This is a genomic window from Pseudomonas migulae NBRC 103157 (assembly GCF_002091715.1).
In the GTDB taxonomy this organism is placed as follows: Bacteria; Pseudomonadota; Gammaproteobacteria; order Pseudomonadales; family Pseudomonadaceae; genus Aquipseudomonas; species Aquipseudomonas migulae_A.
On sequence record NZ_BDAG01000024.1, the window covers coordinates 16,535 to 35,794 of the forward strand.

Annotated in this window: 19 protein-coding genes; 8 read left to right on the forward strand and 11 right to left on the reverse strand. The window is 58.0% G+C overall.

Annotated features, from left to right (window positions below; translation table 11 throughout):
- Positions 1–114: 114 nt before the first annotated feature.
- Together PMI01S_RS18160 and PMI01S_RS18165 are read right to left on the reverse strand one after the other, a co-directional pair.
- A complete protein-coding gene (locus tag PMI01S_RS18160) occupies positions 115–1,446 on the reverse strand; it encodes a dicarboxylate/amino acid:cation symporter (RefSeq protein ID WP_084321414.1) in 1,332 nt (443 codons plus the stop codon).
- A gap of 44 nt (positions 1,447–1,490) precedes the next feature.
- A complete protein-coding gene (locus tag PMI01S_RS18165) occupies positions 1,491–2,573 on the reverse strand; it encodes a 4-oxalomesaconate tautomerase (RefSeq protein ID WP_084321416.1) in 1,083 nt (360 codons plus the stop codon).
- Positions 2,574–2,740: 167 nt separating this feature from the next.
- Between PMI01S_RS18165 and PMI01S_RS18170 the strand changes: the two genes are divergently transcribed.
- From PMI01S_RS18170 to PMI01S_RS18190, 4 genes are all read left to right on the forward strand, one after another.
- Complete coding sequence (locus PMI01S_RS18170; protein WP_084321418.1) at positions 2,741–3,631, forward strand: LysR family transcriptional regulator; 891 nt, start codon at positions 2,741–2,743, stop codon at positions 3,629–3,631.
- A gap of 62 nt (positions 3,632–3,693) precedes the next feature.
- Positions 3,694–4,425, forward strand: a complete 732-nt coding sequence (locus PMI01S_RS18180) for a DUF4198 domain-containing protein (RefSeq protein WP_338061158.1) — start codon at positions 3,694–3,696, stop codon at positions 4,423–4,425.
- A gap of 69 nt (positions 4,426–4,494) precedes the next feature.
- Positions 4,495–4,713 (forward strand): oxidoreductase, encoded by a 219-nt coding sequence (locus tag PMI01S_RS32460; RefSeq protein WP_371850927.1) that lies wholly within the window; start codon positions 4,495–4,497, stop codon positions 4,711–4,713.
- Positions 4,714–4,924: 211 nt separating this feature from the next.
- Positions 4,925–5,908, forward strand: coding sequence for an LLM class oxidoreductase (locus PMI01S_RS18190; RefSeq protein ID WP_084321420.1), 984 nt, complete (start codon positions 4,925–4,927; stop codon positions 5,906–5,908).
- Positions 5,909–5,959: 51 nt separating this feature from the next.
- On the opposite strand, the gene PMI01S_RS18195 is transcribed toward PMI01S_RS18190, so the two are convergent.
- Both PMI01S_RS18195 and PMI01S_RS18200 read right to left on the reverse strand, forming a co-directional pair.
- Positions 5,960–6,271, reverse strand: coding sequence for a putative quinol monooxygenase (locus PMI01S_RS18195; RefSeq protein WP_084321422.1), 312 nt, complete (start codon positions 6,269–6,271; stop codon positions 5,960–5,962).
- 85 nt (positions 6,272–6,356) lie between these two features.
- A complete protein-coding gene (locus tag PMI01S_RS18200; RefSeq protein WP_084321424.1) occupies positions 6,357–7,364 on the reverse strand; it encodes a zinc-binding alcohol dehydrogenase family protein in 1,008 nt (335 codons plus the stop codon).
- Positions 7,365–7,474: 110 nt separating this feature from the next.
- On the opposite strand from PMI01S_RS18200, the gene PMI01S_RS18205 reads away from it, so the two are divergent.
- Positions 7,475–8,365 carry a LysR family transcriptional regulator gene (locus tag PMI01S_RS18205; RefSeq protein ID WP_084321426.1) on the forward strand — a complete coding sequence of 297 codons (891 nt, stop codon included), beginning with the start codon at positions 7,475–7,477 and terminating at the stop codon, positions 8,363–8,365.
- A gap of 20 nt (positions 8,366–8,385) precedes the next feature.
- Here PMI01S_RS18205 and PMI01S_RS18210 read toward each other — a convergent pair whose 3' ends face one another.
- Positions 8,386–10,176, reverse strand: coding sequence for a monovalent cation:proton antiporter-2 (CPA2) family protein (locus PMI01S_RS18210; protein WP_084321428.1), 1,791 nt, complete (start codon positions 10,174–10,176; stop codon positions 8,386–8,388).
- Positions 10,177–10,752: 576 nt separating this feature from the next.
- Here PMI01S_RS18210 and PMI01S_RS18215 point away from each other — a divergent pair.
- Entirely contained in the window at positions 10,753–11,508 is a 756-nt protein-coding gene (locus PMI01S_RS18215) for an SPOR domain-containing protein (protein WP_235864478.1), read from the forward strand.
- A gap of 70 nt (positions 11,509–11,578) precedes the next feature.
- The gene (locus PMI01S_RS18220) at positions 11,579–11,869 is read left to right on the forward strand and encodes a DUF6388 family protein (protein ID WP_084321430.1); all 291 of its coding nucleotides are present in this window, start codon (positions 11,579–11,581) and stop codon (positions 11,867–11,869) included.
- 103 nt (positions 11,870–11,972) lie between these two features.
- Here the strand turns inward: PMI01S_RS18220 and PMI01S_RS18225 are convergent, their stop codons facing one another.
- Positions 11,973–12,827: a helix-turn-helix transcriptional regulator gene (locus PMI01S_RS18225; RefSeq protein WP_084321432.1), complete on the reverse strand. Its 855-nt coding sequence runs from the start codon at positions 12,825–12,827 to the stop codon at positions 11,973–11,975.
- Positions 12,828–13,015: 188 nt separating this feature from the next.
- Complete coding sequence (locus PMI01S_RS18230; RefSeq protein ID WP_084321434.1) at positions 13,016–13,987, reverse strand: XdhC family protein; 972 nt, start codon at positions 13,985–13,987, stop codon at positions 13,016–13,018.
- A gap of 90 nt (positions 13,988–14,077) precedes the next feature.
- On the opposite strand from PMI01S_RS18230, the gene PMI01S_RS18235 reads away from it, so the two are divergent.
- The gene (locus tag PMI01S_RS18235; protein WP_084321436.1) at positions 14,078–14,863 is read left to right on the forward strand and encodes an alpha/beta fold hydrolase; all 786 of its coding nucleotides are present in this window, start codon (positions 14,078–14,080) and stop codon (positions 14,861–14,863) included.
- On the opposite strand, the gene PMI01S_RS18240 is transcribed toward PMI01S_RS18235, so the two are convergent.
- The 4 genes from PMI01S_RS18240 to PMI01S_RS18255 form a co-directional block, all read right to left on the reverse strand.
- On the reverse strand, positions 14,856–16,208 hold the full coding sequence (locus PMI01S_RS18240) for an MFS transporter (RefSeq protein ID WP_084321438.1): 1,353 nt from the start codon (positions 16,206–16,208) through the stop codon (positions 14,856–14,858). The two genes, PMI01S_RS18235 and PMI01S_RS18240, sit on opposite strands and share 8 nt — an antisense overlap.
- A gap of 183 nt (positions 16,209–16,391) precedes the next feature.
- Positions 16,392–17,195: an enoyl-CoA hydratase/isomerase family protein gene (locus PMI01S_RS18245; RefSeq protein ID WP_084321440.1), complete on the reverse strand. Its 804-nt coding sequence runs from the start codon at positions 17,193–17,195 to the stop codon at positions 16,392–16,394.
- Between the two features lie 19 nt (positions 17,196–17,214).
- The gene (locus PMI01S_RS18250; protein ID WP_084321441.1) at positions 17,215–18,753 is read right to left on the reverse strand and encodes an AMP-binding protein; all 1,539 of its coding nucleotides are present in this window, start codon (positions 18,751–18,753) and stop codon (positions 17,215–17,217) included.
- Between the two features lie 5 nt (positions 18,754–18,758).
- Positions 18,759–19,259: a (2Fe-2S)-binding protein gene (locus tag PMI01S_RS18255; RefSeq protein ID WP_084321443.1), complete on the reverse strand. Its 501-nt coding sequence runs from the start codon at positions 19,257–19,259 to the stop codon at positions 18,759–18,761.
- Position 19,260: the final 1 nt, after the last annotated feature.

Genomic DNA, 19,260 nt, shown 5'->3' on the forward strand with positions numbered 1-19,260 from the left:
AGCGTGGCCGATGCGCAGGCGCACGACCCCGTGCCCGCCAGACGGCCCGATCAACGGTGCCTGGCGGGGGTGTTCTTTGAGGTATTTAAGGGGGCTCGATTCAGCTGCGACCGGTTAGACCTGTTCCGTGACCTTCAGGCCATCCCAATCCGGGTTCTGAACTAGGGTCGGGGTCGCTGCAGGCGAAGGTTTGCCGTCCAGTGTCCGCATCAGCGTTTCGCGATCGCAGGCGTTCTCCGAGATGGACATCACCACGGTGGCCACGGCGTTGCTTGCCAGACTGGTCAACGCCCGGGCTTCCGACATGAAGCGATCGATCCCGATCAGCAGGGCAAGGCCGGCCAAGGGAATGTCATGGATCACAGTCAGTGTCGACGCCAGCGCGACAAAACCGGCGCCGGTGACGCCTGCCGCGCCCTTCGAGGACAACAGCATGATTGCCAGCATGGTCACGGTCTGTGTCAGGCTCAGCTCGATGTTGCAGGCCTGAGCAATGAACACCGCTGCCAGCGAGAGGTAGATCGCCGTTCCGTCGAGGTTGAACGAGTAACCCGTTGGCAGCACCAGCCCCACCACGCCTTTTTTGCAACCCAGGGCTTGCAACTTTTCCAGCATCCGCGGCATCACCGGCTCGGTGGAGGAAGTCCCGAGCACCACCAGGAATTCTTCGCGGAAGTAGCGCAGCAACTTCCATAGACTGAAGCCATTCGCCCGGCAGATGCTCCCCAGCACCACAAAGACGAAGAAGGCGCAGGCGATGTACAACGTCATGATCAGCTTGGCCAACGAGCCCAGCGATGTAATACCGTACTGGCCCACGGTGAAGGCCAAAGCGCCGAAGGCACCGACCGGAGCGAAGCGCATCAAGTAGGAGAAGATCTTGAACACCATGTGCGAGGCGGATTCCAGTACATCCAGTACCGGCTTGCCACGCTCGCCTATGGCCGACAGAGCAAAACCGCAAAGCACCGCGATGAACAACACCGGCAGCACTTCGCCTTTATTGAAGGCACCGATGAACGTGTCGGGGATGATGTGCATGAAAAACTCGACCACTCCCAGCTTCGCAGCGGAATCGGTGTACTGCGACAGGCCCTGGGTGTTCAACTGGGTGGGGTCAATGTTCATGCCCACACCGGGCTTGAACAAGTAGACCGACACTAGGCCGATGATCAAACTGATCACGGTCAGCGCCAGGAACAGCAGCATGGTCTTGCTCAACAGACGCCCGAGGGAGCGTTTGTCGCTCATGCCGGCGATGCCGGTGACGATGGTGCAGAACACCACCGGAGCGATCATCATCTTGATCAGCTTGATGAAGGCATCACCCAGCGGTTTCAAGGCAATGGCCTGTTGCGACCAAAAATGTCCGACCAGCACGCCCAACAGCACGGCGAAGAGAATCTGGAAGTAGAGCGATTTTACAACTTTCATGGCATCACCCATTTTTAGAATTGTGCTGATGCAAGAACGGCAATGACTAGGGGAAATTATCCGGCAAGTCGTCGGGAAGCCGCGGCGTAGACAAAACCGGAGAACAGCCTGCGCGATGTACGCACCACAGAGGCACGAATGGTCTCACCCTGAGCGCCGGTGTAGGACAATACGACATCTATTCCACCACTTGGGTGTTCAATGCGTACTTGCTGCAAGCGCGGCTCGCTAACCCCGCCGAGCAATTGCGCGACCACACTGCCTTCAGTGACGCAAGCTGTAGCCAGACCGATGGAGCCGGTAATCGCCAAGGCCCGGTGGCAGTTGTGTGGCATGAAGTAGCGCACCTGGATTGTGCCACCAGCCTTGGCCGGTGAAACCAGTACTGGCTTGGGGATCACTTTGTCGCTGACATCACCCAGGCCCATTGCCAGGCCAGCTTGCAGTCGCAAGGATTCCAGGCGACGCAGAAACTCTTTGTCGGCATCCAGCTCAGCAGGACTTTCATCACCGCGCTTACCCAACTGGCCGGCTTCGACGATCATCATCGGCATCGCCATGTCGATGCAGGTCACTGCAATACCGTCGATCAGATCCTGCGTTTGCCCCGTCGGGAAAAGCTTGCCCGTCTTGCTGCCCGCCGCATCCAGGAAGGTCAGTTGCACAGGAGCGGCGGTACCCGGCACACCATCGATGGCGGTGTCGCCTTCATAGCTGACCTTGCCACCCGGGGTCTGTACCTCGGCGTTCACAAAAGTCCCCGTGTTGAGGTTGCGAATACGCACAAGGGTCAGGTCTTTGGTGCCTTTTACCAACCCCTGTTCAATGGCGAACGGCCCAACGGCGCAAAGCATGTTGCCGCAATTGGGCGCAGTGTCGACTCGACGCTGGGAGACCATGACTTGAACGAACAGATAATCGACATCCGCGTCAGGATGCAACGAAGGACTGACGATCGCCACCTTGCTGGTTTGTGGACTACCGCCACCGATACCGTCAATTTCCAGCTCATGGCCAGAACCCATAAGGTTGAGCAGCAGCTCATCACGCTCTTCGATTGCAACAGGTAGATCCCAGGCGAGAAATACCGGGCCCTTGGAAGTACCACCGCGCATAAGCACACAGGGAATTCGTTGCATGAATACTGACTCTTGTTGATCAATGGGGGTTATTGATGTCTTGTGAGCAAGAGTCGCAGGCTTTCAAAATTGTTTCCAATGCAAATATCAGCCTGATTATTGCGTTTGACGAATGATAAACCTAGGATGACCGGGCTGAACAACGCTCCTCTGATGGGATAAAAAAAGTGAATTATGAGCTCAATGACATCCGATCTTTCGTGAAGATCGCAGAACTTGGAAGCTTCCACGAAGCTGCCGATGCATTGCATCTCTCTCAACCCGCGTTGAGTCGAAGAATGAAAAAGCTTGAAGAGGGATTGGGAACAGCGCTTCTTGATCGCACGACAAGAAGGGTTAGCCTCACCAGCGTTGGGCGAGACTTCCTGCCCAAGGCACGACGCTTACTGGATGACTTCGACGACTCGATACTGAACATCCGCGAGCTGGCAGAGCGGCAGAGCGGTCGTGTCACCCTCGCCTGCATCCCCACCGCAGCCTTCTACTTCCTCCCGTCGGTGATCCGCCTCTACAACGAGCGCTACCCACAAATCCGCATTCGCTTGCTTGATCTCAGTGCGAACGAAGGACTGGAGGCTGTTCTGCGTGGCGAAGCCGACTTTGGCATCAACATGATGAGCGGCCAGCACCCAGACATTGAGTTTGTGCCGTTGGTCAACGAGCCTTTTGTTTTGGCTTGTCGACGCGATCATGAGCTGGCCGGGCGCAGTTCGGTCACCTGGTCTGAACTGAGCAATTACCGCCTTATCGGGGTCGGTCGCCTGAGCGGCAACCGCATGTTGCTGGACCACGCGTTGTCGGGCTTGAGCTGGCGTCCGCAGTGGTTCTATGAAGTGCAACACCTCTCTACATCACTGGGCCTGGTAGAAGCTGGATTAGGCGTTTCGGCAATGCCGAGCCTCGCAATGCCGGCGGTGGATCATCCCACCTTGGTGAGCGTCCCTTTGATAGAGCCTATTGTGAACCGATCGCTGGGACTGGTTTACCGAAGAGGCGCCTCACTTTCTCCGGCAGCGGAAAAATTCGTGTCAATACTGCTGGAACAGTGGGAGAAATGACGCAACTCCCCCCGCACAGATCCGTACGTGCGTGACGACCACATACGGCTCCTACTCATTTCATGCAGGGCGGTCGCGGCCAGCTCCACTTCGCGGTACTGGCGTTGCATCCCTGCGCTGACTTCCCGGGCAATCCCCGAGGAGGTATTCGCGCTGTTGCGGGTATCCAGGGAGGCGGTTTGAATGTCGCGAATAATCGGCTGCAACTTGTCCAGAAAACGGTTGAACCCATTGGCCAATTGGCCCAGTTCAAAATAACGCGCCGCGGCGTTATGAAACGCCAGCAGGCGGTGCGTTCACTGGGTGACCATATCTTCGTACTCGAGCCCGAGCCCTACCTGGAAACCGAGGAGGACGTCTACATCCAACAGTTCACCAAGCTGATCGTGAACGTGGGCGGCGTACCCAGCGACTGGGCAGAACCACAGGGCTTACCGGTTGAGATCCAGCCCCTGAGCAAGCCCTATGCAAACTGGACCGGCGGCGTATTCCGCGCGTTGGTGCTGGCCGACGGCAAGCCCGTTCCTTTCGCCGAGATCGAAATCGAATACGTCAACCATTCCGTCGATATCAAAAACAACGCCTTCGGCAAGCAGGACTATGTCACGGCCCCCCAAGCCTCCTTCAAATCCCTGAGTACGTATTCGGATGCCCAAGGAATCGTCACCATCGGCCTGCCCCGTGCCGGCTGGTGGGGCATTGCGGCGCTCAACATTGGCACAACGAAAACCCATAAAAGCAAACCCCTTTCGCAAGACGCCATACTGTGGGTGCAGGCCAGAGACATGAAATGACAATAGGCCGTTCGGGGGGAAGTGCTTGGGTCCACGGCAGCTCGACCAAAATGTGAAGAATGAGCCTCCTTGAGGCATTCAAGCCAAACGCATGGGCTGGGTTGTGATTGCCGGGATCGAGGCGTTGTCGAACTGCCCTGCGCGAACGGCTACCTCGTGAACCCGTTCATTTGCGCCCACACCAATCGTCGTGACAACAAATATGGTTGTTCACTGCAAAACCGCCTACGCTTGTTGAATGATCCCCAAGCCTTTGCTCAGATGATGTATCGGGCTGGAGCGATCTGATTTCTTTCTACCGTCCGCTCATCGCCGAATCCGGACCTGCCCGCGCGTATCGCCAGCAACTGGCCCCTCGATCCGGTCGACCCGACCAGCATGTACGGTGCAACGGGCGAAGACTACACCCATTACCCCACCTGTCGTTCTCAAGCGACCGATGCCGCAGCACCTCTGGAAACGGGGCGCTGTTCACGTTCTCCCATTGAGGAAGATGAGTATGTATCGGCCGAGCACGATTCCTTATCAGCAGCATCGAGGGTTCAGCCGAACCTTCACTCAGGGTCATTTGAGCCTTGGATTGTTCTTTCCTTTGGAGGCCTTCGATGGGGACACTCCGAGCATGCTCAATCAGGTCGCACTGGCCAAACAAGCAGAGGCGCTGGGCTTCTGCGCGCTCTGGTTTCGCGACGTGCCGCTTCGGGACCCTGGTTTCGGCGATGTGGGCCAGCTGTTCGACCCTTGGGTTTACCTGGGCTATATGGCTGCTCATACGTCGGAGATAGCGCTTGGCACCGCCTCCATTGCCATCCCTTTACACCATCCTCTGCACACGGCCAAGGCGTCAGCCAGCGTCGATCAGTTGAGCGCAGGTCGCTTGATTCTGGGAGTTGCTTCCGGCGATCGTCCTGTGGAGTTTTCGGCTTTTGGCGTCGATCCCGAAAGACGCGGAGAAATCTTTCGAGAACACTACGAGGTGATTCGCCAAGCCCACAGCACCAGCTTTGAGCCCATTCGCTGGAGCGGTGGAGAGATGCGGGGCGCAGACCTCATTCCGAAACCCACAACCCAAGTCATTCCAATGCTCGTGACCGGGAATAGTCGCCAGTCACTGGATTGGATCGCACGCGAAAGCGTCGGATGGATCAACTATCCACGTATACCGAACATGCAGCGACTGATCGTGGAGGATTGGCGGCAGGAGGTCATGAAGCAATGTGGCTCCGTCTATAAGCCCTTCACTCAGTCGCTTTACATCGACCTCGATGAGACCCCGTCGACGCCGCCCACTCGCATTCATTTGGGGTTCAAACTGGGACGCTACCATCTCCGGTTTTTGCTGGAGTCACTTGAGGAAATCGGAGTGGACCACGTTATCCTGAATCTCAAATACGGAAAGCGCCCTGCTGCGCAAGTCATTGAAGAGCTGGGCACTCACATCGTTCCGCAATTCGGAGTACAGCCGCGTCCTGAAGCGAAATGATGCGCCGGCCGCCTCCATGCCGGCCGAGGTGGTGCGGTTCAACAGGTCGAATCATCCGGCCGATACCTGCTCAAGGAATATCAGTTGCAACGGCTCTTCGAGCAGGTCATCTGCCGTGGCGGCAAAGCGCTGAAAGTAAGGCATCGAAAAATGCGCATCCAGCGCCGCCTGATCCCTGAAAGCCTCGCGCATGTAGAACGTGCCCTGCTCGTCACGCAGCTTGAACAACACATAATCGAGATTGCCCGGCTCTGCGCGGGTCGGCTCTACCAGCGCCAGCAATTCTTGTTTCAATGCCAGTTCTTTGCCTGCCTTGGCCTTGAGCATGGCAATCGATACCAACACGTTACTGGACGTATTCACCGTCAACGCTCCAACATTAAAAAATCGAAAGTGATGCCGCAGGCGGTTCAGCGGGCCCGCAAGCGAGCACGCCTGATGAGTAAAATCAGAAACCTTCGAGAACGATCTTGCCCCGGGCCTTGCCGCTCTCGACCAGCGCATGGGCACGACGCATGTTTGCCGCATTGATCGCACCGAAGTGCTCGCCCACGGTGGTTTGCAGAACGCCTTGGTCAATCAGAGCGCTGACCCGATTGAGCAGATGATGCTGGTTGATCATATCCGGGGTTTCATACAGCGAGCGGGTAAACATCAGCTCCCAATGCAACGACAGCGACTTGCGCTTGAGCGGCATCACGTCGAGGGTTTCGGGATCGTCAATCACAGCCAGACGCCCTTGCGGCTTGAGTACGTCGATCAGTTGTGCAAAGTGCTGCTCGGTGTGAGTCAGGCTGGCGACATAGTCGATCTCCGGCACGCCGAGGGCTTGCAACTGTGCGAGCAGTGGCTGGCTATGATCGATCACGTGATGCGCGCCCAACTGCCGCACCCAATCAGCGGTTTCCTGGCGTGAGGCGGTACCTATGACGCTAAGGCGGGTCAACTGTCGGGCCAGTTGCACCAGCATCGAACCGACGCCGCCAGCCGCTCCAGTGATCAACAGGCACTTGCCCTCCCCCGATCCCTCGGCGACACCGAGCCGGTCAAACAATAATTCCCAGGCAGTGATCGAGGTCAACGGCAACGCGGCCGCATCGGCTGCACTCAATGAACGAGGCTTGTGCCCGACGATCCGCTCATCGACCAAATGGAATTCGCTGTAGCTGCCGGTGCGGGCAATCGAGCCGGCATAGAACACTTCATCGCCCGGCTGAAACAACGTCACTTCAGAGCCGACCTCGCGGACAATGCCTGTGGCATCCCAGCCGAGGATTTTCGGTTCTTTTGTGAAAGTTCCGGCGCGCACCTTGGTATCGACCGGATTCACTGATACCGCGCGAACTTCAACCAGCAGATCCCGTGGGCCAGGTGTGGGCACCGGGAGACTGATGTCAATCAATGCTTGTGGATTGTCGATGGGCAAAGCGTGTTCGGTGAAGGTGATGGCTTTCATGGACACTCGCTGTCTGAAGGGTTTGTGCATTCGCTTGCAGCCATCTTCGACTTCCCATGTGCAAAGAAAAACAAGCAGAATGCGCCAACACTTTCACTGCAGGAGTGAAAATGATCCGTATCGATGATCTTGGTTTATTCATCCGCAGCGCCGCGCTGGGCAGTTTCACCGCAGCGGCGCTGGAGGCTGATCTTCTGCCTGGTCAGGTCGCCGCCGCCATCAAACGTCTGGAACGCGAGCTGGACGTGCGCCTGTTCGCCCGCACCACTCGCAGCCTGCGATTGACTGCCGAGGGCGAGCAATATCTGCCCACCGCCCACGCAGTGCTTGAGACCCTGAAGCAAGGCAAGGAAAACCTGCGTGGTGAGAACGCCACGCTGCGAGGTGTACTGCAAGTGACAGCGCCGTCCGATCTGGGGCGCAACATACTGCTGCCGTGGTTGACGCAGTTCCGCCGTCAGCATCCAGAATTGACGTTGCGTTTTTTCCTGTCGGACCAGATGGCCAATCTGTTTCGCGACCCGGTGGACGTGGCGATTCGATACGGCCCGAACGAAGACGCCAACTATGTGGCACTGCCGCTTGCACCGTGGAACCAGCGGGTGCTGGTTGCCTCGCCGGAGTATGTGCAACGCTGCGGTTCTCCCCAAACGCCGGATGACTTGAGCAAGCATCCCTGCCTGCTCTATCTGCAAAATGGCCGGGTCTACGACAAGTGGAACCTTGGCGGGCAAACCGTTCAGGTTTCAGGACCGTTGTTCAGCGACGACGCCGATGTCGTGCGGCGCTGGTCATTGGAGGGTGAAGGTATCGCCAACAAATCCTGGCTGGATGTCAGTGCCGATATCGCTGCAGAGCGTCTGCTTGTGCTGCTGCCGGATTACCCTGGCGAAGCGTCGCCGTTGAGCCTGGTGTGCCCGCATCGCAAGCAGATCAGCCCTGCGGTTTCGCAGCTTTATACGTGGTTGAGGGGCCAGTTTTCTGCTCTGGAGCGCAGTTGAGCCGACACTGTGCCTGATGCTCACCGAGCCTCCCGCGACTCCCGCGCCTCAGGGTTCGGCGGCTCGATGCGCTCAATATTTCCCAGCACCAACGCTCGCCCGGCAAACAGCCCGCCCGATGTTTCCAAGGCAAAACGTTCGGCATCGCGTTTGCGCACTTCGTCGATCACCGCGTCGGCTTCGTGCTCCGACGCACCCAGAGTCACCACGGCCTGACGGCCGAGCAGCAGGGCGGCCTCAAAGGTTTCCCGCACTATGTAGTCGGCGCCGTGTTTGACCAATTCCAGCGCATGTTCGCGGTCAAAAGCGCGTACCACCAATTTCACCTGCGGGCAGAAGTGCCGCGTACTTTCGACAATGCGAGTCGCGGCTTTTTTATCATCCACACAAACAATGATGGCGCGAGCGTGATGGGCGCCAGCGGCGTGCAATATTTCATGGCGGGCGCCATCGCCGTAATAGACCTTGAAACCATAGGGTGTCACGGCGCGGATGACCTCTGGATTTATATCGATGATGGAAATTTTCGCTCCCTGAGCGAGCGGCGCCTGGCAGGCAATCTGCCCCACACGGCCAAAACCGATGATGAGTACATTGCAGCGCAGATTCTGTGCGGCTTCCACGCCGTCCAGGGAAACGGTCCGCGCGCGAGCAAACCGTTTGTACAGCAATAAAGTCACCGGCGTTATGACCATGGAGAGCACCACAATAGCCGTCATATTGGCGTTGACTTCAGGACTGATGGCCCTGAGTTTGAGCGCTTCGGCAAACAGCACAAAAGCAAATTCGCCACCCTGCGCCATCAGCAAGGCGCGATCCAGCGCGTCGTCATGACCGCTTTTCGCGAGGCGCGCGACCGCATAAATACACAGCGCCTTGACCACCATCAGCGCCAGCACGCCGGAGATGATGAGCTTCCAGGCCTCGGCCACCAATTGCAGATCCAGCGACATGCCGACGCCGAGGAAAAACAGCCCCAGCAGCAGGCCGCGAAACGGCTCGATGTCGGCCTCCAACTGGTGGCGGAAAGTGGATTCGGACAGCAGCACACCGGCCGCGAAAGCCCCCATCGCCATTGAAAGACCGCCGAGTTCCATCAGCAACGCTGCGCCCAACACAACCAGCAGCGCAGCGGCAGTCATTACCTCGCGCGCCTTGACTTGGGCCAATACCCGAAACAGGGGATTGAGCAGCCACAATCCGATGGCCACCAATGCACCCAAGGACAGCGCTGCGATACCTATGCGTTGCCAAAGTGGAGACGTGGGTCCATTTGCCAACTCCGTGGGCGCCAGAAATGCCACCACCGCCAGCAAAGGGGCTATCAACAGGTCTTCAAACAGCAAAATGGAGACGACGTGCTGCCCTCTCGGCTCGGTAATGTCACCGCGTTCCGAGAGAACTTGCATAACCAGAGCCGTGGAGGTGAGTACAAAACCCGCTGCGCAGACAAATGACACCTGCCAAGAGAATCCGAAAGCCATGCCGACAAAAGTGAGCAGACATGCACTGACCACCACCTGCAGGCTGCCCAACCCAAAGATCTGCCTACGCAGGTCCCATAGGTGAGAGGGTTTCATCTCCAGGCCAATCACAAAAAGAAACATGACCACGCCCAACTCGGCCACCTCAAGGATGGTGTGGGGGTCATTGAAAAGTTGCAGTCCGAAGGGGCCAATGATCAGGCCCGCCGCCAGGTAACCGACCACTGAGCCGAGCCCGATGCGTTTGAACAGCGGCACTACCAGCACGGCGGCGGCAAGCAAAATGACGACGCCCAATAATTGTCCTGCATTGCCTTCAACGGCCATAGCATTGACCCTCATCCCACATCAGGACCGGTAATGCTTCTACGGCCAGGCGTGTTGAGCAGAGCTTTCAAGCTGAGCGCTCAGTTCTGCAAATTCTTCAGGACCAAGCACGACGTCTGGAGCGTTCACCAGGAACTCTCCAGGGTAGGAGTGGCACCTGAAGTGTAGTGCAGGACACCGGCATCGTTTGAAAGGGTGACAAAAAACTCAGTAACAACTTCCTCTCCGTACCGAAAAGGGCCGGCTAACAATCCTTTCATTTTTACCGAACGCGTAGGTAGCCTGAATCTTGGACAAGGTACTTTGCCCACGACATCAGCCTTAAATACAAGTGTTTTAATGACTCATCTTCAAATCCATCTGATACGGTTTTTTTTCGATCACCTGAGCCTTTTTCGTTAACCAACATTCTATAAAGTGCGTGCCCGATGCTCTTTAAAACAACAAAAAAGCAGCCAACTAGTTTTGGCTCTTGGGCACACTGACGCGCTCGAGAATTTAGACCATCCCAGGATCAACAATAGAACCCCGCTTTATCAAAGAAATGGGCCAAATAACTATTCATTTGATTTGGAGATGGCCGCTGTGCGAAAGCTTAGCTTCGGCTTACTGGTAACTGGCGTTTTGGGGCAACTATCAGCGCTTATATGGGCCTACGTGTCTACAGGACCAACTTGTCAAAATAACGTCGACAACACATACATCCAGCAAAAAGTGACAGCGTTCGAACAACTGGCCGATGACACCGCTAATAAAGTTGTGACAGAGTTCAGTACAAAACATTCCGATGGGGTCGTCGCACCCTTTGAGAAAAAGGGATCCCATGTACCCGATTCAGTGGAGGCGGACGCCGTACAGTTTCTGATCGAAAAGTCAGAAGAAATGCCAGAACTTACACTGCCTTCATTGCCCGCACAGGCACACAATTGGACGATTGTTCTCAGCGGTCTGATTACTTTTATCGGCCTGCTCCTGGCACGCTTCGCCCGCAAAAGAACCATTGATCCGCAATGGCATGTCTTTCGCACCGTGCCAGGATCGCTCATTACGCTGGAACGCCCGTGTTTGACGTGCTGCGGCTATATTCTCCACACTAAAAAAGAAGCTTCAACCACGCCTTCATCCGGCCTGTGGGTGGTCGAAATCGCATTGAACACACCCCACCGCCATCACGCCGTAAAGGCCATTCAACAGATGGAGTTGCCGGTAGCACGTAAAGAAAACAACTTTGTCGTCATCGGCCCGTATAAACAGAAGCAGGACGCAGCTCGAGTTGTGAAAGAGCTGAGTGAAAGTCATGGCGTTCGAGGATGGATGATGGCAGGAAATTGACATAGTCAGACTTGGCGCTGGGCCGACTTCGAACAACCAGCTACTTACTGCATGCAACAAGAGAGCACTCATGATCGCAAAAGAACTTAGAGCCGAACTCGCTTTGAAGAAATTCCTGGACGCCAACTTATGGATCCAACTTGAACTCAGCGAATTGAACTACGACCTCGCTGAAAACTGTGGACTTTCGCCAGAAGAATATCGCCTTAAATTTCTGCAAGAAGCATTTGAAGCAGAAGCGGACGCTCACGATTGCGATTACTGGGACTTCATTCTGCAATGGACAGCCGAAACCGAGGAAGAACTTGAGTTGATGCGGGAAGAACGCATGAAAGAGATTTATGACCTTCTGGACAATTAGCAACCCTTACAACTTTCGTCGTCTTTACAAGCCGCCAATTTCAAAATGACAGACTAACTTCATCGACGGGAGTATTGCCCAATACCCCCGCCCTCCTCTCGGTTCAAACCGTCACATAACAATCCACTACGCGCCGATACTGGCTGGGTGAGGCTCCGATGTGCTGACGGAAAAACCGTGTGAAATGACCTTGCTCGGAGAACCCGAGATTCTCCGACAACAGGCCCAACGTTCCACTGCGCTCACGCTCCAGCCAGGCAAAAGCCCGGCGCATGCGCGCGTCGTTCAGCAAAAGGGTCGGCGTCATGCCGGTATCTTTCTTGAACAGCGCAAAGAAGTGCGCCCGCGACAGACCACAAGCCCGCGCGGCGTTGTCGATCGGGTTCGGATCATCGAGGTGCTCAAGCAACCAGGCGGTGCCACGGCGCACGCGCGCATCCCGGAACTCACCTGAGTTCGGCGCACCCAGTTGCGACAAATGCCGCCAGCTGGAAAAGTCCTCGATCAGTTCGATCAAGAAGTCGAACAGCATGAATTCCATGCGTTCTTTCGGCACGATCCCGCAGCCATGTGCTTCGGCGACCAGAATGTCGGCCAAGGTGCGATTACGACTCGACAGCTCGATGCACGACTGGGCAAAAAAGTCCGGCCGACCGCTGAGCGCCAGCGACTGCTGGGCAGTGGCCAGCCAGGCGGGCTCGATGTAAAGCGCCAGGATGACGGTGGCACCGGCACCCGGCTGCGGATCGTAGAAATGCGGCTCCCAGGCGTTGACCAGCACCGCCGTGCGATCGCTGAGCGGAACCCGCCGACCGTTAACGTTGAAGTAAGTGTCCTCACCGGACACTTTGACCAGCACATGGCATTCGGAATGGGTATGGGTGACCAGCGAACGATCCATGTTCAGCAAGGCGACCCGGCCAAACCTGCCGTGGAAAACCCGTTGAGCAATCGACATCAGATTCCTCCGCTCGCTTGAAGCGATATCGTTATCGGCCTCAATGCATATCATCGGGGCGTCTATCTATTTCTCAAGCCCGCCGATCGGTCCATGGTTCAGCAACACTTGGCTGGCCACTATCGCGCGCGAATGACTGAGCGTCTACCTCGACTTTCGCAGCCCCCACGTTCGTCGGAAAAGCCGTTTTACAAGGCATGGCGCTCTTTCCCGTGATAAACGCGCAGGATATCGGCCACCACCGCCAGAGCGATTTCCGCCGGGGCCTTACTGCCCAGATCGAGGCCGATGGGCATGTGTAAACGGGCGATCTGTTCATCCGTCAGACCACCGATGCGTTTGAGCCGCTCGGCGCGCTTGGCCGAAGTGGCCTGAGAGCCCATGGCGCCGATGTAAAACGCCGGGGTGTGAACCGCTTCCATCAGCGCCAGATCATCGATTCGCGGATCGTGAGTCAACGCCACCACCGCGGTCGCTGCGTGACAACCTCCGGCGGCGATAAACATCGAGGGCAGCACACGCTGCATTTCCACGCCTTCAAGATTTAGATGCAGCGTCTCTTCCCGGGGGTCGCAGGCAATGACTTCGCAACCGATGGCCCGGGCGAAACTGGCGCAGACTTCCGCGACCGGCGAGAGCCCTGCCAGAATCAGTCGCAGTGCCGGGCCAACGCTGATGCGCACACTTTCGTCGACGACTTGCACCCGCTCGCTGCCGTGACCGGTGTCCGGGTCCAGGCGCAAGGCACCGCTGCTCAGCTCGATATGACGCTGCAGACGTCGCTGGCCGAGCAACGCCGCTTGCAGACTCTCCAGGTGCGCGATCCATTCGAGACTGGCAGCGCGGTGCTCGACCAGCACGATCAGCACACCACCACAGGGCAATCGCAGACGGTGGCGTTGCTCGACGCTGTCGCCATAACTGACGATCTGCGCCGGTTCGCGTAATTCACCGCGTGTCAGGCTTTCGAGGAACTCCTCCTCGACGCAGCCACCGGACAGCGAGCCAACGTGTTCCCCCGCACCATTGGTCACCAGCATCGCACCCGGCGCACGCGGCGCCGAGCCATAGGTGGAGAGCACCGTGCACAGCCACTGGGCCTGCCCGTCGCGAGCCCATTGCAGTGCCTGGTCGATCACCTGAACATCGAGATGGCGCATGTTTTCTGTACCTCAAGCAAAGCGTGGTGCTGCATGCAGGGTTACGTTTACGGTAACCTGCGAGCAACCTTGTTCAATCGTTGATTCAACATGTCGCCACAACAATTTCTGCAACTTGGGCCGCTGCGCCTGGAATATCGCCAAATCCCTGCGGCTGACCCATCGCGACCGACGCTTGTGCTGCTGCACGAAGGCCTCGGCAGCAGCGACCAATGGAAAGACTTCCCCCAGCGCCTGGCCCAGGCCAGCGGTTGCGGTGTGGTCACTTACAGCCGTCAGGGTTATGGGCAATCGAGCCCGGTAACCCTGCCGCGTCCACTGAACTACCTGAGCAGCGACGGCCCTCGGGAACTGCGGCAATTGCTTGATGCCTTGCAACTGCCGCAAGTGGTCTTGCTCGGTCACAGTGACGGCGCATCCATCGTCCTTGCCTATGCCGCCACCAACGATCCACGCGTGTTGGGCAGCATCGCACTGGCGCCTCACGTGATTGTCGAGGCCGAGAGCCTCGATGGCATTCGCCATACCACCGAGGCCTGGCATCAGGGCGAATTGCGCGAGCGCCTGGCACGCCATCATGGGACCAATGTCGACGGCGCTTTCCACGGCTGGAGCGACAGCTGGCTACACCCCGACTTTTCCCTGGACGATCTCGAAGCGCAGTTGGCTTGTATCGAAAGGCCGCTGCTGGTCATTCAGGGTCGCGAAGACCACTACGCCACGCCCGAGCAACTGGTGGTCATCCAGCGACAGGTCGCTGGACCGTGCCGCTGTGTGCTGCTGGATGACTGTCGACACTTTCCTCAAACCGAAGCGCCCGAGCGGACTTTGCAGCTGATCGGCGAATTCCTGGAGCACCTCCCCGCCGTTATTTGAAGTTGCCTTGGGTTTCTGGAATCACCACGCTGCCGATCAGGTAGATCACCGACAGACCGACGGCAAACATCGCCAGCACCATGGGGATCTGCGCGGGGCTGCCGCTGACCAGGGACACAAAGGTCGGCATGGTTCCGCCGAGGGCGAAACCGATGTTCCAGGACAATCCGGTGCCGCTGGCTCGCAGCTCGGTGGAAAAGCGTTCGTTGAGAAAGATCAGAATCGGCGCGATGATCGCCCCACCTATGAAGCCTATGCCCACGCAATACAGCGCAGTACGGGTCAGCGAACCCGATTCGGCGACACCCAGAAACATCATCGGCAGGCTCACCAGGTTGATCACACCCAGCAGCATGAAGGTCTTCTTGCGACCGATCAGGTCGCTCAGGTAACCAAAGGCCAGTGCTCCGACAATGGTTGCCACCGAACCGTACATGAGCAGCTGCGAAGTCTGCGCATGAGGCACTTTGGCGACCACGTTGAGCAATGTCGGCAGATAACCGCAGGCCAGGTAATACGTGGCACCGCCTCCGAACGTAATCAGCAGATTGACCAGCATCACGCCGCGGTACTCGCGACCGAACAGACGCTTGAGCGGCGACACGACAACTACTGCCGGCCCCTTGGTTTTACGCGCTTGTTGCAGTTGCTGCCAGACCGGGGTTTCTTCCAGGTAACGGAACATCACCAGACCGAAAAACGTGCTGAGCAGGCCGCAGAAGAACATGAAGCGCCAGCCCCAGACGTCAAATTCCTCCCCGGGAAAGATCTCCGACAACACCAGATAAGTGAATGACGCCAACAGCGCGCCCATGCCGGCGCCGGCACCACCGATCAACCCGGACATCAAGCCGCGATAGCGCGGCGAGATGGATTCGGTGCCGATGGTGTGAGTGGAGGCAACGATGCCGCCAACGAAAATGCCCTGAATCACCCGCAAGACCAAAAACAGTATCGGGGCCAATATGCCGACCTGGTGAATGGTCGGCAACGCACCAAACAGTGCCGTGGAAATACCGACGCCGACCATCGATACCATCAGCGCACGCTTGCGACCGTGTTTGTCGGCATACGCGCCGAAGATCGCCGAGCCCAGCGGACGTACCAGCAAGGCCACGGCGAACGAGGCGTACACGGCGGCCAGCGACAGTGTCGGGGTGTCCGAGGGGAAGAACAGGCGGCCGATGATCGGCGCCACGTAGAGCAGAATGAACAGGTCGAACAGATCCAGCGCCCAGCCGAAAGTCGAGGCAAATGCCGCGAGCAAGGCCTTGCCCGGTGGAATCTGCGGTGTATCGATAGCGGCGCTGGCGGGTGATGCAGTTATTGTTGTTGTCGTAGTCATGGTTGCCTCACACAAACGGTGAATCGAAACGTTCTGCATCCCGGTGCGCGGGGTGCGAGTAATCAGCAGGTCAGCGGTGATACCTTGATGTGCCCTTTGAGTTGCATTGAAGGGGCTGCAGACCCTGTTCCGTGAGGCGTACGCTGTTACCAACATACTCCCGGGCCTGCTCGCCGGTACGATTTACTCGCCGATAAACACGGCCTCACGCTTGCTGTGAAACGCTTCAACGCCTTCCTTGAAGTCCTTGGAGCTACGCAGGCGGCTGTAGCAGTGACCTTCCATTTCGATCGCGACAGTCAGCGGCGCATCTTCGTTGTCGTTGATCAGTTTTTTTGCCGTGCGCTGAGCCAGCGGCGAGAAGCGACGCAGTTCGTCGACCAACGCATCGACGGTGCTTTCCAGTTCGGTATCCGGCACGACCTCGGTCGCGATACCCCAGGCGTAGGCCTGGTCGCCGGTGATGCGTTTGGCGCGCATCACCATGTGCTTGGTGCGAGTGATGCCGATGATTTTCTGCAAGCGCGCGGAGCCACCCGAGCCGGGGATCTGCCCCAGGTTCTGCTCAGGCAAGGCGTAGCGAGTGGTTTGCGAAGCAATGCGGAAATCGCAGGCCAGGGACAGTTCGAAACCGACGCCAAAGGTGTAGCCACGGTTGGCCACGATCACCGGTTTTTCGCAACGTGCCGGTGCCGCGACGTTCCAGGCCAGCTTCGATACGTGCTCTGGCGACGCTTCGAGGAAACCCTTGATGTCGCCACCGCTGGAGAAGTGTTCACCCACCGAGCGCAGCACGATGACGCGCACGCCTTTGTGTGCATCGAGGGCTTCGAAGACCAGGCGCAGTTCATCACGCTGCCCCATGGAAATGACGTTCAACGGTGCCCGGTTGAGGATGATGTCGGCGCGCTCGCGGGACACATCGACTTCAACCTGGAAGCCATCGAACTGAGTGTCGAGAAATTGCTGGATCGCTTGCTGTTGCATGAGAGTGTCCTCTGGATGATTAGCTGATGGCCTTCAAGGCCTGTTCCTGAAATTGGGCCAGCAGTACGCGCCGCAGCACCTTGCCCACTGGAGATTTGGGAATCTGGTCGATGAACTGGTAACGCCGTGGCCGCTTGAATTTGGCCAGGCCCGAAGCGATGCAATGGGCATCGAGGTCGCCTTCCGAGACCTCGGCGCGCAGCTTGATAAATGCGGCAATGATCTTGCCCCACTGCTCGTCGGGCAGACCGACCACCACCACTTCTTCTACTGCCGGGTGCAGAGAGAGCATGTTTTCGATTTCTGCCGGGCTGACGTTTTCGCCGCCGGTGATGATCAAGTCATCGACACGACCGGTGACGAATAGATCGCCCTCCAGATCGAAGTAGCCGATGTCACCGGTGAAATACCATCCGTCACGCAATGCCTTGGCGGTCGCTTCGGGGCGGTTCAGGTAGCCTTCGAACGCCTCGTCACTCGCCAGGTCGGCGATGATCTGGCCCTCTTCCAATGGGTTGACCTGCACGTCCGCCGTTTCAGCATCGATCGGCACCACGCGCACGCGCTGGTTCATTGCACTGCGCCCTGACGAACCGGGTTTGCGGCTGGCTTGCTGGTCGATGGTGAAGGTGTAGATCTCCGAGCTGCCGTAATGATTGACGAACAATTGCGGCTGGAACGCCTGCTCGACGCGACGCATCAAACCGTCGCTCATCGGCGCACCGGCAAAGCCTATTTTCTCCACACTGGCGACTCGCTCGCGGGCAAAGGCCGGGTGTTCGATGAGCATGTGGTAGAGCGTCGGCACCAGGTACAGGTTGCTGACCTTTTCCCGCTCGATGGCCTGCAGCGTGGCTTCCACGTCGAACTTCGGCACACAGACGAAATGTCCGTCGATCAGCGCCATGGACAGCAACGAACGCACGCCCATGGTGTGGTAAAGCGGCATGACGCCCAGCGTGCACTCGTTCTGGCGGTAGAGGTTTTGCGCTACGTGGGCAACCGCCGCGGCGCGTTCGCTGCGGTGCCGACGGGGCACGCCCTTGGGCTTGCTGGTGGTTCCGGAGGTGTACAGCAGCAGTGAAAAGTCTTCGGCGTCGGCCTGCAAAATGATGCCGGAGGGGGTCTGCGAACACAGTTCCTCGAAACTCAGGTCGGTGTTGGCGGCACGCAGACCGGTGGCTATCCGTGGCAACCTTGTGGCGGCGCTGCAACCGGCCACGGCGGTCACGGTCGCGTCGTCGTAAGCCACTGCCCGAATTTGCGCATCTTCGATGCAGTAGCCCAGTTCATCGGCAGTCGAACGCCAGTTCAACGGGGTCATGACGATGCCCGCAAACTGACAGGCCCAATGCAGGGTCGCCATCTGCCAGCGGTTTTGCATCACTACCAGCAGTCGATCACCGCGTTGCAGCCCAAGGCATTGCAAGCCCCAGGCGGCACTCTGGATATCGACGAACCATTCTTCATAGGTTTTCTTCAACGCACCGTCACTGACCGCCACGGCGTGCGGCCGGCGTTCAACGGCAGCGAGGAAACTGCGTCCGAGATCGAACATTTTTGTTATACCCCTTTGTTCGTTTGGCGCTGGGCAGCGACTTCGAGCACGGCCTGGACGATGCCGGTGTAGCCGGTGCAGCGACATAGATGCCCCGAAAGCATGTCGCGTACCTGGGTCTCGTCCGGGTCGGGTACCCGTTCGAGGAAATCCACGCAGGACATGAGAATGCCCGCAGTGCAAAAGCCGCACTGCAAGGCGTGATGACGGCGAAAGGCTTGTTGCAGGTCGCTCAGTGTGTCGTCGTCAGCCAGCGACTCGACGGTCTCGATACGCCGCTCGTGCCCCTGTACCGCGAGCATCAGGCAGGAACGCATGGCGACTCCGTCCACCAGCACCGTGCAGGCACCGCAGACACCGTGTTCGCATCCGACATGGACACCGGTGGCACCGAGGTCGTGGCGCAGGAAGTCGCAGAGTTGGGTCCGCGGCTCAGCCAGGGCTTCGCGGGAGCGGCCGTTGAGTTCCAGGCGGATCGGAAAGGTTTGGTCGGCAGTTACACGCATG

Excerpts from the sequence above, each read along its gene's own strand:
- PMI01S_RS18160 (WP_084321414.1), bottom strand. The coding sequence starts at position 1,446 with ATGGGTGATGCCATGAAAGTTGTAAAATCGCTCTACTTCCAGATTCTC.
- PMI01S_RS18165 (WP_084321416.1), bottom strand. The coding sequence starts at position 2,573 with ATGCAACGAATTCCCTGTGTGCTTATGCGCGGTGGTACTTCCAAGGGC.
- PMI01S_RS18180 (WP_338061158.1), top strand. The coding sequence starts at position 3,694 with ATGCAGGGCGGTCGCGGCCAGCTCCACTTCGCGGTACTGGCGTTGCAT.
- PMI01S_RS18190 (WP_084321420.1), top strand. The coding sequence starts at position 4,925 with ATGTATCGGCCGAGCACGATTCCTTATCAGCAGCATCGAGGGTTCAGC.
- PMI01S_RS18200 (WP_084321424.1), bottom strand. The coding sequence starts at position 7,364 with ATGAAAGCCATCACCTTCACCGAACACGCTTTGCCCATCGACAATCCA.
- PMI01S_RS18205 (WP_084321426.1), top strand. The coding sequence starts at position 7,475 with ATGATCCGTATCGATGATCTTGGTTTATTCATCCGCAGCGCCGCGCTG.
- PMI01S_RS18210 (WP_084321428.1), bottom strand. The coding sequence starts at position 10,176 with ATGGCCGTTGAAGGCAATGCAGGACAATTATTGGGCGTCGTCATTTTG.
- PMI01S_RS18215 (WP_235864478.1), top strand. The coding sequence starts at position 10,753 with ATGGCCGCTGTGCGAAAGCTTAGCTTCGGCTTACTGGTAACTGGCGTT.
- PMI01S_RS18220 (WP_084321430.1), top strand. The coding sequence starts at position 11,579 with ATGATCGCAAAAGAACTTAGAGCCGAACTCGCTTTGAAGAAATTCCTG.
- PMI01S_RS18225 (WP_084321432.1), bottom strand. The coding sequence starts at position 12,827 with ATGTCGATTGCTCAACGGGTTTTCCACGGCAGGTTTGGCCGGGTCGCC.
- PMI01S_RS18230 (WP_084321434.1), bottom strand. The coding sequence starts at position 13,987 with ATGCGCCATCTCGATGTTCAGGTGATCGACCAGGCACTGCAATGGGCT.
- PMI01S_RS18235 (WP_084321436.1), top strand. The coding sequence starts at position 14,078 with ATGTCGCCACAACAATTTCTGCAACTTGGGCCGCTGCGCCTGGAATAT.
- PMI01S_RS18240 (WP_084321438.1), bottom strand. The coding sequence starts at position 16,208 with ATGACTACGACAACAACAATAACTGCATCACCCGCCAGCGCCGCTATC.
- PMI01S_RS18245 (WP_084321440.1), bottom strand. The coding sequence starts at position 17,195 with ATGCAACAGCAAGCGATCCAGCAATTTCTCGACACTCAGTTCGATGGC.
- PMI01S_RS18250 (WP_084321441.1), bottom strand. The coding sequence starts at position 18,753 with ATGTTCGATCTCGGACGCAGTTTCCTCGCTGCCGTTGAACGCCGGCCG.
- PMI01S_RS18255 (WP_084321443.1), bottom strand. The coding sequence starts at position 19,259 with ATGCGTGTAACTGCCGACCAAACCTTTCCGATCCGCCTGGAACTCAAC.